This window comes from Nocardia sp. NBC_00881, assembly GCF_045207455.1.
Taxonomy (GTDB): Bacteria; Actinomycetota; Actinomycetes; order Mycobacteriales; family Mycobacteriaceae; genus Nocardia.
In genome coordinates, this window is the sequence record NZ_CP108798.1 from 2,760,307 (window position 1) to 2,775,407 (window position 15,101).

Here is a 15,101-nt window from a genome sequence, read left to right on the forward strand (position 1 = left end):
CGATGGCCGGTACAGCATCCACGGGAAAACCAGCAACGATCGCCTGGAAGAACCCGCTCCGCGACAAGCGGGACAAACGACTCCCGCGCATCGCGGGCCCGTGCAGCATGGTGATCTTCGGCGTCACCGGTGATCTGTCCCGGAAGAAACTGATGCCGGCCATCTACGACCTGGCGAACCGGGGGCTGCTGCCACCGGGCTTCGCCTTGGTCGGCTTCGCCCGCCGCGACTACGCGGACGAGGACTTCGCCGCGGTCGTCCTCGACGCGGTGCGCGCGCACGCGCGCACCCCTTTCCGTCAGGAGGTCTGGGACCAGCTCGCCGAGGGAATCCGGTTCGTGCAGGGCAGCTTCGATGACGACGCGGCATTCGCCACCCTCGCCGACACCCTGGCCACGCTGGACAAGGAGCGCGGCACCGGCGGCAATCACGCCTTCTACCTGTCGATTCCGCCGAACATGTTCCCCGTCGTGCTCGATCAGCTCTCCGAACATGGGCTTGCACAGCCGACAGGCACCGACGAGGCGGGCCGAAAACCGTGGCGGCGCGTGGTGATCGAGAAGCCGTTCGGGCATGACCTGGAAAGCGCCCAGGAACTCAACGCGCTGGTCAACCGGGTGTTCCCGGAAGAGACAGTGTTCCGCATCGACCACTATCTCGGCAAGGAGACGGTGCAGAACGTCCTGGCACTGCGCTTCGCCAACCAGCTGTTCGACCCGATCTGGAACGCCAACTACGTCGACCATGTGCAGATCACCATGGCCGAGGACATCGGATTGGGCGGGCGCGCAGGCTATTACGACGGCATCGGCGCTGCGCGCGATGTGATACAGAACCACCTGCTGCAGTTGCTCGCGCTCACCGCCATGGAGGAGCCGATCAGCTTCGAGCCCAAGCAACTGCAGGCCGAGAAGATCAAAGTGCTTTCAGCGACGAAGCTCGTCGAGCCGCTGGACGAAACCACCGCGCGCGGCCAGTACGCAGAGGGCTGGCAGGGCGGCGAGCACGTGGTCGGCCTACTGGACGAGGAAGGGTTCGACCCCCAGTCGCGCACCGAGACCTATGCCGCGATCACCCTCGAGGTCGACACCCGCCGCTGGGCATGCGTCCCGTTCTACCTGCGCACCGGAAAACGTTTGGGACGCAGGGTGACCGAGATCGCGGTGGTCTTCAAGCGAGCGCCGCACTTGCCGTTCGATCAGACCATGACCGAGGAACTGGGGCAGAACGCGCTGGTCATCCGGGTACAGCCGGACGAGGGCATCACCATGCGGTTCGGCTCGAAGGTGCCGGGCTCCGGCATGGAAGTACGTGACGTCAACATGGACTTCAGCTACGGCGAGGCGTTCACCGAGTCCTCCCCCGAGGCCTACGAGCGCCTGATCCTCGACGTGCTACTCGGGGTGCCGTCGCTGTTCCCGGTGAACGCGGAGGTCGAATTGTCCTGGCGCATTCTCGATCCGGTACTCGAGCGCTGGTCCGCCGAGGGCAAACCGGAACCATACGAGGCGGGCGCCTGGGGTCCGCCTTCCGCCGACGAGATGCTCGCCCGCACTGGGCGCGAATGGCGGCGACCGTGATCATCGATATGCCGGAGACCACGACCGGCGAGGTCACGAAGCGCTTGGTGCAGCTACGCGAGAGCAACGGCGTGATCACCATGGGCCGGGTGCTCACCCTGGTGGTGTGCACGCTGGACAGCTCCGAGGCCGAAGACGCGATCGACGCCGCGAACGACGCCAGCCGCGAGCATCCCTGTCGCGTGGTCGTGCTCGCTCGCGGCGACCGGGAGGCCGAGACCCGACTGGACGCGCAGATCCGTGTGGGCGGCGACGCGGGCGCGGCCGAGGTGATAGTGCTTCGCCTGCAAGGCGATCTGGTCAACCACGAAAACAGCGTCGTCATCCCGTTCCTGCTGCCGGACACGCCGGTGGTCGCCTGGTGGCCGCGCGGCGCACCGGAGTTCCCATCCAAGGACTCGGTGGGTCGTCTGGCGGCCCGGCGCATCACCGACGCCACGTTCGCGGCCGACCCGCAAGCCACGATCAAGAAGCGACTCGACTCCTACGCGAGCGGCGACACCGACCTGGCCTGGAGCCGAATCACCTACTGGCGTGCGCTGCTGGCCGCCGCGCTGGACGAGCCGCCGTTCGAACCGGTGGAGTCGGTGACCGTGTCCGGGCTGCGCAACGAGCCCGCATTGGACATGCTGGCCGGCTGGCTGGCCACCCGGCTCGGCTGCCCGGTTCGCCGCCGCTCGGGCGCGCTACGCGTAGCGGTGCACCGCACGTCGGTCGACTTCGCGATCGAGCGGCCTCAGACCGGCCGCACCGCGACGGTCACCCGCACCGGCGATCCTGATCAGCGGATCGCGCTGGCGCGCAGGGAGACTCGCGACTGTCTCGCCGAAGAACTACGCAGGCTGGATGCCGACGAGATCTACGCGGAGGCATTGGCCGGAATCGAGAAGGTGAGCTATGAGTGACCACACCGATTCGGAATTCCCCAGTGACACCGTCGAGGTCCATCTCGACACCGACGCGCTGGTCGCCGCCGCGGCGGCCCGTTTCGTCGCGATCGTTGTCGCGGCCCAGGCCGAGCGCGGCTCCGCGTCGGTGGTGCTGACCGGCGGCGGGACCGGAATCGGACTGCTCGAACAAGTGCACAAGACGCCCGGCGATATCGACTGGTCCCGGCTCGACGTGTTCTGGGGAGACGAGCGTTTCGTCCCCGCGGGCGATCCGGAGCGCAACGATCTGCAGGCCAGGCAGGCACTGCTCGACCACGTGCCGCTGGACCCGGCGCGGGTGCATCCAGTGGCGACCTCCGACGGCGAATACCCCGACCCGGTCGAGGCCGCCGCCGAGTACTCCGCGGCCGTGCATGCCTATCTCGCCGAGCACAGCGCATTCGACCTGCATTTGCTCGGTATGGGCGGAGAAGGTCACGTGAACTCGCTGTTCCCGCACACCGACGCGGTGCGTGAGAAGCACGAACTCGTTGTCGCCGTAACGGATTCGCCGAAGCCGCCGCCGGTCCGGGTGACCTTGACCCTGCCCGCCGTCCGCCGCACCCGCCACGTGGTGCTGGCGGTAGGCGGCGCGGCCAAGGCAGAGGCGGTCGCCGCGGCCTTGGCCGGTGCGAAGCCGGTGGACATTCCCGCAGCGGGTGCCATGGGTATCGACTCGACCACGTGGCTGCTGGATCAGGAAGCCGCGGCCGCGTTGCGCTGACCTTTTGCGGACGGGCGCGGCCGACCGGCGGAGTTGTACGGGATGATCTTTCGATGACCGATCAGGTAGTGGATCTGGACGAGCGTTTTCGCACCGCGATCTCGGCGCTCACACCGCAGCCGAAGCGCCCGGCCGGTCAGTCGATCGAGCCAGGCAGCGCGATCACGGGTGAGGCGTGCTTCGCGCTGTTCGAGTCGCAGGCGACGAGCAGACATCTCGACCTCGCGGCACGCAGGCTCGGCAGTGCCCGGCGCGGCTACTACAGCATCGGGTCCTCTGGCCACGAAGGCAACGCGGCACTGGCCGCGCTCCTGCGGGTCACCGATCCTGCCCTGCTGCATTACCGGTCGGGGGCATTCTTCGTACACCGGGCCCGCCAGGTGCCCGGCCTCGACCCGATCCGGGACGTGTTGCTCGGTGTGGTCGCCGCGGCGGCGGATCCGATTTCCGGTGGGCGGCACAAGGTTTTCGGCAGCGCGGCGGCGAACGTCATCCCGCAGACCTCCACGATCGCCTCACATCTTCCGCGCGCGGTCGGGCTGGCGTTCGCGATCGACCGTGCGGCTCGGCTCGGCGTGTCCGCGCAGTGGCCGCCAGATTCGGTGGTGCTGTGCAGTTTCGGTGACGCATCAGCGAACCACTCCACGGCGGCGGGCGCGATCAACGCCGCCATACACACCGCCCATCAAGGGATTTCGATGCCGATCCTATTCGTCTGCGAGGACAACGGCATCGGGATCAGCGTGCCGACACCGCCGGACTGGATCGAGCAAGCGTACGGCCATCGGCCCGGCCTCGCGTTTTTCAGCGCGGACGGATGCGACGCGCGCGACGCCTTGACGACCGGCGCCACCGCCGCGCAGTGGGTTCGAGACCGCCGCACACCCGCGTTCCTGCGGCTGCGGACCGTTCGCCTGCTGGGCCACGCGGGTTCGGACGTCGAAGCGGCCTACCGCCGCCCCACGGACATCGCCGCCGACCTGCTGCGCGATCCGGTGCTGGCGACGGCGCGGCTGCTGATTTCCTCCGGTGTGGCAACGCCCGCCGAGGTCCTCGAGCGCTACAACGACCTGGGCCACCGGGTGACCGCGATGGCCGAACTCGTCTGGCGTGAGCCGAAACTCGCCTCCGCCGCGGCAGTGGCCGCCCCGATCGGAGCGTCCCGCACCGCGCTGGTGCGCGCCGACGTGCTCCGGATCGACGCACTCCCGACCGGCGCGGACCCCAGCCGGGAATCAGCGCGTAGCGCCGCAGCACAGCTTGGTGCGAACAGCGCGACGCCGCCGGACACTTCGACAACCCTCGCCCAAGCGATCAATCACACGCTTGCGGATCTGCTGGCCCGCGATCGAGACCTGCTCGTCTTCGGGGAGGACGTCGGGCGCAAAGGCGGGGTGTACGGCGTGACGAAGGGGTTGCAGAAGACATTCGGCGCACGCCGCGTGTTCGACACCCTGCTGGACGAGCAGAGCGTCCTCGGCACCGCGCTCGGCGCGGGATTGGCCGGATTCGTGCCGATCCCGGAGATCCAGTACCTCGCCTACGTGCACAACGCCGCCGACCAGCTGCGTGGCGAAGCGGCCACGCTGTCGTTCTTCTCCGATGGCCGCTACCGGAACCCGATGGTGGTCCGGATCGCCGGGTACGCCTACCAGAAGGGCTTCGGCGGCCACTTTCACAACGACAACTCGATCGCCGCGCTGCGCGACATCCCCGGCTTGATCATCGCGTCCCCCTCCCGCGCCGACGACGCCGCGGCCACGCTCCGCACTTGCGTTTCCGCGGCCCGGGTGGACGGCAGAGTATGCCTGTACTTGGAGCCCATCGCGCTTTATCACACCCGCGACCTGCACCGGCCCGGCGACAACGGCTGGCTCGCACACGCGTCGCCCGCCGAGCACGTCGAGATCGGCCGTGCCCGCGTTTACGGCGATGGCGCCGACCTGACCCTCGTCAGCTTCGCCAACGGCGTGCCGATGAGCCTGCGCGTCGCGCACCGTCTGGCCCAGCGCGGTCTCCGCGCGCGCGTGCTCGACCTGCGCTGGCTCGCGCCACTGCCGGTGGACGATTTGCTCCAGCACGCGCTCGTGACCGGCCGTGTCCTGGTCGCGGACGAAACCCGCCACAGTGGCGGCGTGTCCGAGGCGGTGTGCGCCGCCTTGATCGACGCCGGTTTCGAGGGGCGCATGGCGCGAGTCACCAGCGAGGACAGTTTCGTCCCGCTGGGACCGGCTGCCGACACGGTGCTGCTCGACGAGAGCAAGATCGAGACCGCGGCGGAGGAACTCCTCGCGAGGTAACACGCCCGGGCCTGCGGCGCGCCGGAGCGCGGGTTTCCCTGGAATTCGATTCGACCGGGCAATAGTGGAAATACAGTGATAGTGACGGTGACCAGTAGCGGAAGGGCACGGAGATGACCGCGATGTCCATGCTCGGCGAGGTACGGCCGGAGCACGAGCACACAACGGACGGCGATCTGGTACTCCTGCACTATCTGCGATCCTTCCGCAAGCCGGTGCTCGAGGTGTGGTCGGCGGCTACCGAGCGCGGCCAGCTCAGCCGCTGGCTCGGCGCCGTCACCGGCGGCAACGGCAACCTCACGATCGAACCGCTCGACGGCCCGGTCTCCGGTCCGATCGCGGTGCGCGTCGATCACTGCCAGGCACCGCACGAACTGGTCGTACACATCGACGGGTGCCTGCTCGAGATCCATATGAACCAGGTCGGCGTGGTCACCACCGTCGAACTGACCCGCCGCCACGTCTGCCCCGCCGACGTCGGCGCCATCGGCCCCCGCTGGCAGTATCTGCTAGACCGCCTCACGGCCTACCTCGATTACCAACCCCTGCCCTGCTGGTCCGCCTACCCGAAGCGGACCGAGGAATATCAGTAGATCGCTGCTCAAAAGAAGAACCCGGCGATACCCCAGCCAGGGCGAGCCTGCGCCTCCCTGATCCATGCGATACAGGATTCGATGGCGGCCAGCACCTCGTGGTCGATCTCTTCGCGCTGCCCTGGCGTGGTCGATTCCCACTGGACCAGGGCTTCGGCACATTGCTCCGGGGTCCATTCGCCGTAGCCGGGAAGGTCGTCGGGCTGAGGCAGTGCAGGTGGCAGCGAGTGGTACATGAAGGCGCGGACGCTGATCGCTTTGATGCCGAGCGTGGCCAGCCCGTCATCGATGTGGTCGAGCCAGCGGCCGCGGAACGCGGAGAAGTACCGGTTGTCCACGAACCGGCCGTAGAACTGGCAGATCGTTTGGTAGGCATAGCCGTATTGGAACCTGTATGACGGGTCGAAGGGGCCGCCGGCGATGACGGCGCGCACCGCGTCATAGCGGGTGGGTGCGCCATTCTCGATCTCCTCGGCGAACCAGTCGTCGTCGTGGGTCAGCTGGGCCTTGAACCGGCCCCCGATCATGCGCCGGAGCTTGTCGTCCCTGGACCCGATGGCGCCCTTGATCCGGTCCAGTTCGACGACGTAGATGCTCAGGCAATAGCTCATTCAGGAGACACTAGCGGTGGCCACCGACAGTGAACGGCCCTCCGCGCGTGGGCGTTTCGGCTCAGACCGGCATGTCGGAGGGGTGTGCGAAGAGGTGGCGCAGAGGCGCGGCGATCAGCCCATTGCGCGATAGCCCGCCACGGCGACCGCGGGCAGCTGGCGGTACCAGATGTACCAGGTGTGCGGGAAGCCGTGGCAAAAGATCACCGGCTCGCCCCTTCCCCTGCTCGGCGACGTGCATCCTGATGCCGTGGATCGTCACGAACCGATGGGTCAACTCCACTCCGGCTTCCAAAACATAGAACGCGTTCTGGTTTCACGGTAATGTTCCGGGACCGTGAGCGGAATACCCGACGGGCTCGAAGGCAAGATCGCGGTGGTCACCGGCGCCAGCCGCGGCATAGGCAAGGGCATCGCGCTGGAATTGGGCGCTGCGGGCGCGACGGTGTTCGTCACCGGACGCTCGGCCGCGAAGGGGCGAATGCCGGGCACCGTGCACGAAACCGCCACCGAGATAGACGCGGCGGGTGGAGTCGGGATTCCGTTCGTCTGTGACCATCGGGACGATGACGCGGTCGAGCGGCTGTTCGAGCGGATCCGCACCGAGCACGGCCGGCTGGACGTGCTGGTGAACAACGTCTACAACTCCCCTGCCGCGGCGTGCTGGCTCGGCAAGCCGTTCTGGGAGGTGCCGCCTGCGGCGTGGGACGAGAGCTTCGACGTAGGCGTCCGATCACATTATGTGGCAAGCTTTTTCGCCGCGCCGCTGCTGATCGAGTCGGGCGGGTTGATCGTCAACATCTCCTCCCCAGGCGCACGCAGGTACATGCACAATGCCGTATACGGCGTAGCGAAGACCGCGCTCGACCGGCTCACCACCGACATGGCGCACAATCTCGCTGGCACCGGCGTGACGGTCGTCTCGATCTGGCCCGGGATCGTGGATACCGAACTGCTGCAAATGGTTCCGGCCGACGCAACCGGGCAGCGACTGGTCACCCTGCCCGGCGAAGGGACATTCGACCTGGCCGAGGCGGAGACGCCGCGCTTTCCGGGTCGCGCGGTCGTCGCACTGGCCACCGACGGCGGGCGATACGCGCGCACCGGATTGCCCTGGCGGGTGGCAGATCTTGCCGCGTACTACGGCTTCACCGATATCGACGGACGCGTTCGTCGCGTCGACTGAATCCGCCGCGAAGACGGGTGTGACCAGCCGGGTCAGGCGAACTTGATCTCCAGGCCGATGCCGAGAATGGCAATGAGCCAGATCGCCCCGGTGAAGATGGTGATGCGGTCCAGGTTCTTCTCCACGACGGTCGAGCCGGACAGGCTGGACTGCACGCCGCCACCGAACAAGCTGGACAGACCTCCGCCCTTGGCGCGGTGCAGCAGCACCAGCAGCACCAGCAGCACGCTGGTGATGATCAGGAGGATATCCAGGAACATCCGCATGTGGGACAGTGTATGCGGTCGGCGGAATCCCACCGAATCAGGATACGTCCAGACCGCTCCGCCGCGGGGCCCGCAAGATCCGGCTAGCGCGGGTCGACGGCGACCAGGTGGGTGATCTGGTCGTCGTCATTGGTGGTGAACTTCGCGACGGCCCGCTCGCGCAGCTGGTCCCGCGCAGTGAGCCGGACCTGGTGCTGGTGCATGTGCTCGACCCAGGACCGCACGACGAACGCTTCCACGTAGCGGTCGAGCACCCCGACGTCACGGTAGAGACGCCATTCCATGGCGCCCGTGCGCTGCCGGGACCGGCCGACGAAAACCATGGCGGCCAGGAATTCCTCGACGTTCTCCCGCGGCACGTCGTAGCTGCGCAGGATCAGCACCGGGCCGTCGTCGGGATCGGGTTCGACGACCAGCTGCGGTTCCGGCCAGAACGCGGACGGGGTCAAATCCAGCTCCTCGGCGTTGTGCCGAATCGGTAACCACGGTGTGCTCAGCGCACAGATCGCGAGAAGAGCCGCGGCCCACAGCAGTGCCGACACCGGCCCGAGCGCATTGGCGACCAGGCCCCAAACCAGCGAGCCCATCGCCTGGCCGCCCATGAACACCAGCAAGTACACCGAGAGCCCGCGCGCACGCACCCATGCGGGCAGAAGCAGCTGCATGGTCGAGTTCATCGTGGACATCGCCAGCAGCCATGCCAGCCCGGCGAAGATCAGCAGCACCAACACCGCGGGCAGCACGCGCAGCAGCGCGGTGCCCGCGGTCGCGAGGCCGAACAGGATCGCGGCCGTGGTCAGCCGCTGCGTCGGAGTCATCAGGCTCCGCAGTCGCGACAACGTGGCGGCGCCGAGCACCGCACCCAGCCCGAGTGCGCCGAGCATCAGGCCGTAGCCGGAGGACGAGAGCCCGAGCCGATCCCGCGCGATCACCGGGAGCAGCGCCCACACCGCGCTGGCCGGCGCGATGAACAGGATGGAGCGCAGCAGCACCCGGCGGATCGCGGGTGCGGCCCGGATGAACCGGGTGCCCGCCTGCAACGCCGCGAGCGGACGTTCGGTGGGCAGTCGCCGATCCGTCGCCGGCCTGCGCCAGACGGTGAGGACCGCGACGATCCCGCCGAATGACGCCGCGTTCAGTGCGAACACCAGCGTCGGCCCGGACAGCGAGACCAGCACACCGGCGAGTGCGGGGCCGACCGCCCTTCCGATGTTGATGTTCATGCTGCCCAGCGCCGCGGCGGCCGGGATCTGCTCACGCGACACCAGTTCCGGCTGGATCGCCTGCCACGCGGGCGCGGTCAGCGCCTGCCCGCAGCCCAGCAAGAACAACAAAGTCAACAGCACGCCTGGGGTGGTGTGCCCAGTCGCGGTCGAGACCGCCAGAATCGTCGCGAGCGCCGCCATCGTGGATTGCGCGCCGAGCAGGAGCCTGCGGCGGTCCACTAGGTCGGCGATCACCCCGGACGGAATAGCCAGCAGCATCACCGGCAGCGTGATGGCGGTCTGCACGAACGACACCAACGCCGCGGCGTTGGGTTGGTCGACCAGGATCCACTGCGCCCCGACGGTCTGCATCCAGGTGCCGAGATTCGACACCAGCTGGGCGATCCACAGCGCGCGGTATACCGGCGATCGCATCGGCGCCCAGGTGGAGCCTGGAACAGTCGTTGCGGCAGCGTTCACGCGCCGAAGCTTAGTCTCGTGACCGGCGCCGACCCGTCGCAGTGTCCGGGATCCGCGCCGTCGACCGCGAGGGTATGGCAGCGAGCAACAGCGCCACGACGAGCAGCGCGGCACCTGCCAACCCCGACGTCGTCAGTCGTTCGCCGAGCACCACCGCGGCAAGCGCCGCGCCGGTCAGCGGTTCGAGCAGGGCGAGGACCGCGGCGATCCCCGGCCCGGCGTTCGACAGCCCGCGGAAGTAGAGCGTGTAGGCGACCGCGGTAGGCACCAGACCCAGCACCAGTACCAGCACAACGCTGCGTACCGTCGGATCGAACGCCAGCCCGGAAGTCGCGGCAAGTGGGGCAAGCAGCAGCGCGCCGCCGGTGAACCCGAGACCCGTCGTGGTCATCGCATCGAGTCCCGGCACCGGCACCGCGTTGATCACGGTGACCGCCGCGAACGCCGCCGCGGCCGCCACGGCGAGCGCAGCGCCCGCGACCAACCCGCCCACGCTGACCCCACCGGAGGGATCACCGACCAGCAGCGCAAGACCGCACAAGGCGATGCCGATCGTGACGGCGCGACACCGGTCCACCGCGTACCCTCCGGTGAGGTGTTCCAGCACGGCGACCACCACCGGCGACATACCGATGGTGATCAGAGTGGCCAGGCTGACCGAGGAGGCCACGACAGCGCCGAAGTAGGCCGCCTGGAAGACTGCCGCGAGCACGGCGACTGCACCGACCCTGCGCCACGCCAAGGGGTTTCGCGGCCAGGGCCGCCTCCTGGTGGCCAGCAGCGCCACCAACAGCAGCCCGCCGACGGCGAGCCGGCAGGTGGCAACCGAAACGGGCGAGAGGCCGGTGGCCCGGTGCAACAGCGTGCCGAGCAAACCGCCGGTGCCCCAAAGCATTCCGGCGCCGACGAGGTAGACCAGCCCGGAACGGCCTGCGGTGGACACAGATGTGGACATGAAGTATCGCGCTCCTGCGACGAGAAAGGGAAGGTGGTCGCGGAAGCGAGGTGCACGGCGGTACCGAGAACAGCGCGCTCACCTGCCGGTGGCGCGCCGGAAACCTACACCTCGCTCAGGAGGCGGGCGGCGGAGTGATCGGGAAGCATCGGTGCACGGAACAGATACTAATACCCGCCAGCTCTTCGCTGGCGCACTCAGCACGCCGGTACCTGGTGAACAGCCGTGCTGGGATGCGCGTCGTCGGTAGCATCGCCCCATGGCGGCACACTTCGCGCGACTCGGTCCGGCTGTCCTGCTCGCCCTCAGCGCGGTCGCGGCATGCTCGAGCGGCGGCCCGGGCACGAGCTCCGACGAGCCGAGCCCGATCGGCCGAACCTTCCTCTCCACCGGCGTCGAGGGGACGCCGATCCCTGGCGGCGGCCCGCTCACGGTCAGCTTCACCGACGGCCGCATCTCCGCCGACGCGGGCTGCAACAAGTACACCGGCGCGGTCACACTCGACGACCACACCATGCGCGTCTCCGGCCTTGCCAGCACTTTGATGGCCTGCGGCGGCGGCCGTCATGGCGCCGACGAATGGCTCAGCGGTCTGCTGAATTCCGACCCCAGCTGGCGGCTCGACGACGCGAAGCTCACCCTGCACAGCGACGACCGCACTGTCACCATGATCGACAAGAAAGTCGCTCAACCCGATAAGCCCGTGCGGGGGACAGCGTGGCTCGTCACCGCGCTCATCACCCCTGACGCCCAAATCCGCTCGCAAACCATCGACGAGACGAAACCGGCCCTCACCATCGCCGAGGACGGCGGCGTCTCCGGCGGCGCGGGGTGTAATCGCATGACCGGCAGCGCGGACGTGTCAGGCTCGGAGATCACCTTCCGGATCGCCACCACCAAAATGCTGTGTTCCCCGGAGGTGATGGAGGTCGAACAGGCGGTCCTGAAAGCGTTGGACGGCAAGACCACCGCCACGGTCGACTCCGACACGTTGACCCTCCGCAACGAGAACGGCAGCGGTCTCACGTTGCACGCGCAGTAGCGGTTGTCGGTCGGCGAGAACCCGCGCAGCCCCAGCCGGTAGTACGGATGCATCGCTCGACCACCGGTCATGCCGCACCGGCCGATAGACCCGCTCCTGGCGCTGGATACGGCACAGCCCGGTATCGCGGGGAGCGATACCGGGCTGTTGCGCGTTGTTCCTCGACGAGGTCAGGGCAGGGGGCCACCCGCGGCGATCGCGGACAGGGTGGCGAACTCGTCGCCCTTGAGCGACGCGCCGCCGACCAAGGCGCCGTCGATGTCGGTCTGAGCGACCAACTCTCCGACGTTCTTGGCGTTCACCGAGCCGCCGTAGAGGACGCGGACCTCCGCGGCGACCTCGGGCGAGGCCAGCCGCGCCAGCTCCCCGCGAATCGCGCCGCAGACCTCCTGCGCGTCGGCAGGGGTGGCGACCTTGCCGGTGCCGATCGCCCACACCGGCTCGTAGGCGATGACGATCTTCGAGATCTGCTCCGCTGTCAGGCCTTTCAGCGAACCGCGCAGCTGCTCGAGGTTGTACTCGACGTGCGTCCGCGCCTCGCGGATGTTCAGGCCCTCGCCGATGCACACGATCGGGGTGATCCCGTGCTTCAGCGCCTGCTTTGCCTTGCCGAGCACAAGAGCGTCGTCCTCGTTGTGGTACTGCCGTCGCTCCGAATGGCCGACCACGGCGAAGGCGCAGCCCAGTTTGGCGAGCATGGCCGCGCTGATCTCTCCGGTGTAGGCGCCGGATTCGTGTACCGAGACATCCTGCGCGCCGTAGGTGAGCAGGAGCTTGTCCCCCTCGACCAACGTTTGCACGCTGCGGATGTCGGTGAACGGCGGGATCACCGCTACGTCTACCTTGTCGAAGTACTTCTCCGGCAGCGCGAACGCGATCTTCTGCACCAGAGCGATGCCCTCGAGGTGGTTGAGGTTCATCTTCCAGTTGCCCGCGATGAGCGGTTTGCGTGCCATGCTCAGTCCTCCAACACCGCGATGCCAGGGAGCTCTTTGCCCTCCAGGTATTCCAACGACGCGCCGCCGCCGGTGGAGATATGCGAAAAGCCGTCCTCCGGCAGCCCGAGCGCACGTACGGCCGCGGCCGAGTCGCCACCGCCGACGACGCTGAACGCGCCCTTGCCGGTGGCGGTCACGATCGCCTCGGCGACCCCGAGGGTTCCCGCGGCGAACTTCTCGAACTCGAACACGCCCATCGGGCCATTCCAGAAGACGGTCCTCGCCTCGGTCAGGAGCGCGGCGAATCGCCGCACCGACTCCGGGCCCACATCCAGACCGATCCAGCCGTCCGGGATCTCATGTGCCGGCACGACCTTCGACTCGGCGTCCGCGGCGAACGTGTCGGCCACCACGATGTCCCTCGGCAAGTGGATGACGTCGGCGTACTGCTCGAGCAGATTCTTGCAGGTGTCCACCATCTCCTCCTGCAGCAGCGAGGAGCCTACCGAAAGGCCCTGTGCGGCAAGGAAGGTGAAGCACATGCCGCCGCCGATCACCAGGGTGTCGACCTTCGGCGCCAGCGCCTCGATGACGGCCAGCTTGTCGGAGACCTTGGACCCGCCGAGCACGACCGCGTACGGCCGGTCCGGATTCTCGCTCAGCCTGGCCAGTACGTCGACCTCGGCAGCGACCAGTGTGCCCGCGAAATGTGGCAGGAGCTTCGCCACGTCGTACACCGACGCCTGCTTGCGGTGCACGACACCGAAGCCGTCGGAGACGAACGCGCCGTCATCGCCCACCAGCTCGACCAGCGCCGCGGCGAGCTTGCCGCGCTCGGCGTCGTCCTTGCTGGTCTCGCGCGGGTCGAAGCGGATGTTCTCCAGCAGCAACACGTCGCCGTCGGTGAGGCCCTCCGACCGCGCGAGCGCGTCCTGGCCCACGACGTCACCGGCCAGCTGGACATTGCGGCCCAGCTGGTCGGCAAGTTCGGCGGCCACCGGCGCCAGCGACAACTTCGGGTCCGGCTCGCCCTTCGGGCGGCCGAGATGGGCAGTCACCACGACCTTGGCGCCCGCCTCTACCAGTGCCTTTATGGTCGGCACCGAGGCGACGATCCGGCCGGGATCGGTGATCTTTCCGTTGTCGTCGAGGGGGACGTTCAGATCGGAGCGCACGAGCACGCCCCGACCCTCGACACCCTCTTCGAGCAGGTCTGCGAGTGTCTTGACAGCCATACGCGTCAGAGCGACTTGCCGACGAGGCCGATGAGATCGGCGAGACGGTTGGAGTAGCCCCACTCGTTGTCGTACCAGGAGACGACCTTCACTTGATCGTCGATCACCTTGGTGAGCGGCGCGTCATAGATCGACGAGGCAGGGTCGGTGACGATATCGCTGGAGACGATCGGGTCGGTGTTGTACTTCAGGATGCCCTTCAGCGGGCCCTCGGCGGCGGCCCGGTAGGCGGCGTTGATCTCGTCGATCGTTGCGGACTTGCGCAGGGTGGCGGTCAGGTCGGTGACCGAACCCGTCGGAACCGGCACGCGCAGTGCGTAGCCGTCCAGCTTGCCCTGCAGTTCGGGCAGCACCAGGCCGATGGCCTTGGCGGCGCCGGTGCCGGTGGGCACGATGTTCAGCGCGGCGGCGCGGGCGCGACGCAGGTCGCTGTGCGGGCCGTCCTGCAGGTTCTGGTCCTGGGTGTAGGCGTGAATCGTCGTCATCAGGCCGCGCTCGATGCCGAACGCGTCGTTGAGCACCTTGGCCAGTGGGCCGAGGCAGTTGGTGGTGCACGAGGCATTCGAGATGATGTTCTGGCTGCCGTCGTACTTGTCGTCGTTGACGCCCATCACGATGGTGATGTCCTCGCCCTTGGCGGGGGCGGAGATGACGACCTTCTTCGCGCCGGCGGCGAGATGGCCCTTGGCCTTGGTGGCATCGGTGAAGATGCCGGTGGACTCGACGACCACGTCGACGCCCAGATCGCCCCACGGCAGCGCCGCGGGCCCTTCCTTGATGGCCAGCGCCTTGATCCGCTGGTCGCCCACCACGATGGTGTCGTCGCCGTCGAGCGAGACATCCTGCGGCAACCGGCCGAGGATCGAGTCGTACTTGAGCAGGGTCGCGAGGGTCGCGTTGTCGGTGAGGTCGTTGACCGCGACGATCTCGATGTCGGTGGTGCCGAGCGCCTTCTGCGCCTCCACCGCCCGGAAGAAGTTTCGTCCGATACGGCCGAAGCCGTTGATGCCTACCCGGACAGTCACGTTATCGCTCCTCAGCTTTCAGGCGGATCATT

Annotated in this window: 14 protein-coding genes; 7 read left to right on the forward strand and 7 right to left on the reverse strand. The window is 67.9% G+C overall.

Annotated features, from left to right (window positions below; all coding sequences use genetic code 11):
- The first annotated feature begins 2 nt into the window (after positions 1-2).
- The 5 genes from zwf (at position 3) to OH799_RS10835 (ending at position 6,126) form a co-directional block, all read left to right on the forward strand.
- Positions 3-1,580 (forward strand): glucose-6-phosphate dehydrogenase, encoded by a 1,578-nt coding sequence (zwf, locus tag OH799_RS10815; RefSeq protein ID WP_406278737.1) that lies wholly within the window; start codon positions 3-5, stop codon positions 1,578-1,580.
- Entirely contained in the window at positions 1,577-2,485 is a 909-nt protein-coding gene (opcA, locus tag OH799_RS10820) for a glucose-6-phosphate dehydrogenase assembly protein OpcA (protein WP_406281979.1), read from the forward strand. The genes zwf and opcA overlap by 4 nt, the downstream gene beginning before the upstream one ends.
- Positions 2,478-3,233 carry a 6-phosphogluconolactonase gene (pgl, locus tag OH799_RS10825; protein ID WP_406278740.1) on the forward strand — a complete coding sequence of 252 codons (756 nt, stop codon included), beginning with the start codon at positions 2,478-2,480 and terminating at the stop codon, positions 3,231-3,233. The genes opcA and pgl overlap by 8 nt, the downstream gene beginning before the upstream one ends.
- Before the next feature lie 53 nt (positions 3,234-3,286).
- Positions 3,287-5,533 carry a transketolase C-terminal domain-containing protein gene (locus OH799_RS10830; RefSeq protein WP_406278743.1) on the forward strand — a complete coding sequence of 749 codons (2,247 nt, stop codon included), beginning with the start codon at positions 3,287-3,289 and terminating at the stop codon, positions 5,531-5,533.
- Positions 5,534-5,646: 113 nt separating this feature from the next.
- A complete protein-coding gene (locus OH799_RS10835) occupies positions 5,647-6,126 on the forward strand; it encodes a hypothetical protein (protein WP_406278746.1) in 480 nt (159 codons plus the stop codon).
- Positions 6,127-6,134: 8 nt separating this feature from the next.
- Here the strand turns inward: OH799_RS10835 and OH799_RS10840 are convergent, their stop codons facing one another.
- Complete coding sequence (locus OH799_RS10840; RefSeq protein ID WP_406278749.1) at positions 6,135-6,737, reverse strand: hypothetical protein; 603 nt, start codon at positions 6,735-6,737, stop codon at positions 6,135-6,137.
- Positions 6,738-7,074: 337 nt separating this feature from the next.
- On the opposite strand from OH799_RS10840, the gene OH799_RS10845 reads away from it, so the two are divergent.
- Positions 7,075-7,923, forward strand: coding sequence for an SDR family NAD(P)-dependent oxidoreductase (locus OH799_RS10845; protein WP_406278752.1), 849 nt, complete (start codon positions 7,075-7,077; stop codon positions 7,921-7,923).
- A 32-nt stretch (positions 7,924-7,955) separates the two neighbouring features.
- Here OH799_RS10845 and secG read toward each other — a convergent pair whose 3' ends face one another.
- The 3 genes from secG to OH799_RS10860 all read right to left on the reverse strand — a co-directional run bounded on the left by secG (position 7,956) and on the right by OH799_RS10860 (position 10,829).
- Positions 7,956-8,189, reverse strand: coding sequence for a preprotein translocase subunit SecG (gene secG, locus OH799_RS10850; protein ID WP_327118689.1), 234 nt, complete (start codon positions 8,187-8,189; stop codon positions 7,956-7,958).
- A gap of 83 nt (positions 8,190-8,272) precedes the next feature.
- Entirely contained in the window at positions 8,273-9,874 is a 1,602-nt protein-coding gene (locus tag OH799_RS10855; RefSeq protein WP_406278755.1) for an MFS transporter, read from the reverse strand.
- Positions 9,875-9,884: 10 nt separating this feature from the next.
- Entirely contained in the window at positions 9,885-10,829 is a 945-nt protein-coding gene (locus tag OH799_RS10860; RefSeq protein WP_406278758.1) for an EamA family transporter, read from the reverse strand.
- Positions 10,830-11,088: 259 nt separating this feature from the next.
- Here OH799_RS10860 and OH799_RS10865 point away from each other — a divergent pair, with 259 nt between their 5' ends.
- Positions 11,089-11,871: an META domain-containing protein gene (locus OH799_RS10865; RefSeq protein ID WP_406278761.1), complete on the forward strand. Its 783-nt coding sequence runs from the start codon at positions 11,089-11,091 to the stop codon at positions 11,869-11,871.
- 170 nt (positions 11,872-12,041) lie between these two features.
- Here OH799_RS10865 and tpiA read toward each other — a convergent pair whose 3' ends face one another.
- The 3 genes from tpiA to gap are packed head-to-tail and all read right to left on the reverse strand — an operon-like array spanning position 12,042 to position 15,069.
- The gene (gene tpiA, locus OH799_RS10870; protein ID WP_357261430.1) at positions 12,042-12,827 is read right to left on the reverse strand and encodes a triose-phosphate isomerase; all 786 of its coding nucleotides are present in this window, start codon (positions 12,825-12,827) and stop codon (positions 12,042-12,044) included.
- A 2-nt stretch (positions 12,828-12,829) separates the two neighbouring features.
- A complete protein-coding gene (locus OH799_RS10875) occupies positions 12,830-14,044 on the reverse strand; it encodes a phosphoglycerate kinase (protein WP_406278765.1) in 1,215 nt (404 codons plus the stop codon).
- Between the two features lie 5 nt (positions 14,045-14,049).
- A complete protein-coding gene (gap, locus tag OH799_RS10880) occupies positions 14,050-15,069 on the reverse strand; it encodes a type I glyceraldehyde-3-phosphate dehydrogenase (RefSeq protein WP_357261424.1) in 1,020 nt (339 codons plus the stop codon).
- Positions 15,070-15,101 lie beyond the last annotated feature (32 nt).

Coding starts and splice junctions, on each gene's coding strand:
- tpiA (WP_357261430.1), bottom strand. CDS start 12,827: ATGGCACGCAAACCGCTCATCGCGGGCAACTGGAAGATGAACCTCAAC.
- OH799_RS10830 (WP_406278743.1), top strand. CDS start 3,287: ATGACCGATCAGGTAGTGGATCTGGACGAGCGTTTTCGCACCGCGATC.
- zwf (WP_406278737.1), top strand. CDS start 3: ATGGCCGGTACAGCATCCACGGGAAAACCAGCAACGATCGCCTGGAAG.
- OH799_RS10840 (WP_406278749.1), bottom strand. CDS start 6,737: ATGAGCTATTGCCTGAGCATCTACGTCGTCGAACTGGACCGGATCAAG.
- secG (WP_327118689.1), bottom strand. CDS start 8,189: ATGCGGATGTTCCTGGATATCCTCCTGATCATCACCAGCGTGCTGCTG.
- OH799_RS10860 (WP_406278758.1), bottom strand. CDS start 10,829: ATGTCCACATCTGTGTCCACCGCAGGCCGTTCCGGGCTGGTCTACCTC.
- OH799_RS10835 (WP_406278746.1), top strand. CDS start 5,647: ATGACCGCGATGTCCATGCTCGGCGAGGTACGGCCGGAGCACGAGCAC.
- pgl (WP_406278740.1), top strand. CDS start 2,478: ATGAGTGACCACACCGATTCGGAATTCCCCAGTGACACCGTCGAGGTC.
- OH799_RS10865 (WP_406278761.1), top strand. CDS start 11,089: ATGGCGGCACACTTCGCGCGACTCGGTCCGGCTGTCCTGCTCGCCCTC.
- OH799_RS10875 (WP_406278765.1), bottom strand. CDS start 14,044: ATGGCTGTCAAGACACTCGCAGACCTGCTCGAAGAGGGTGTCGAGGGT.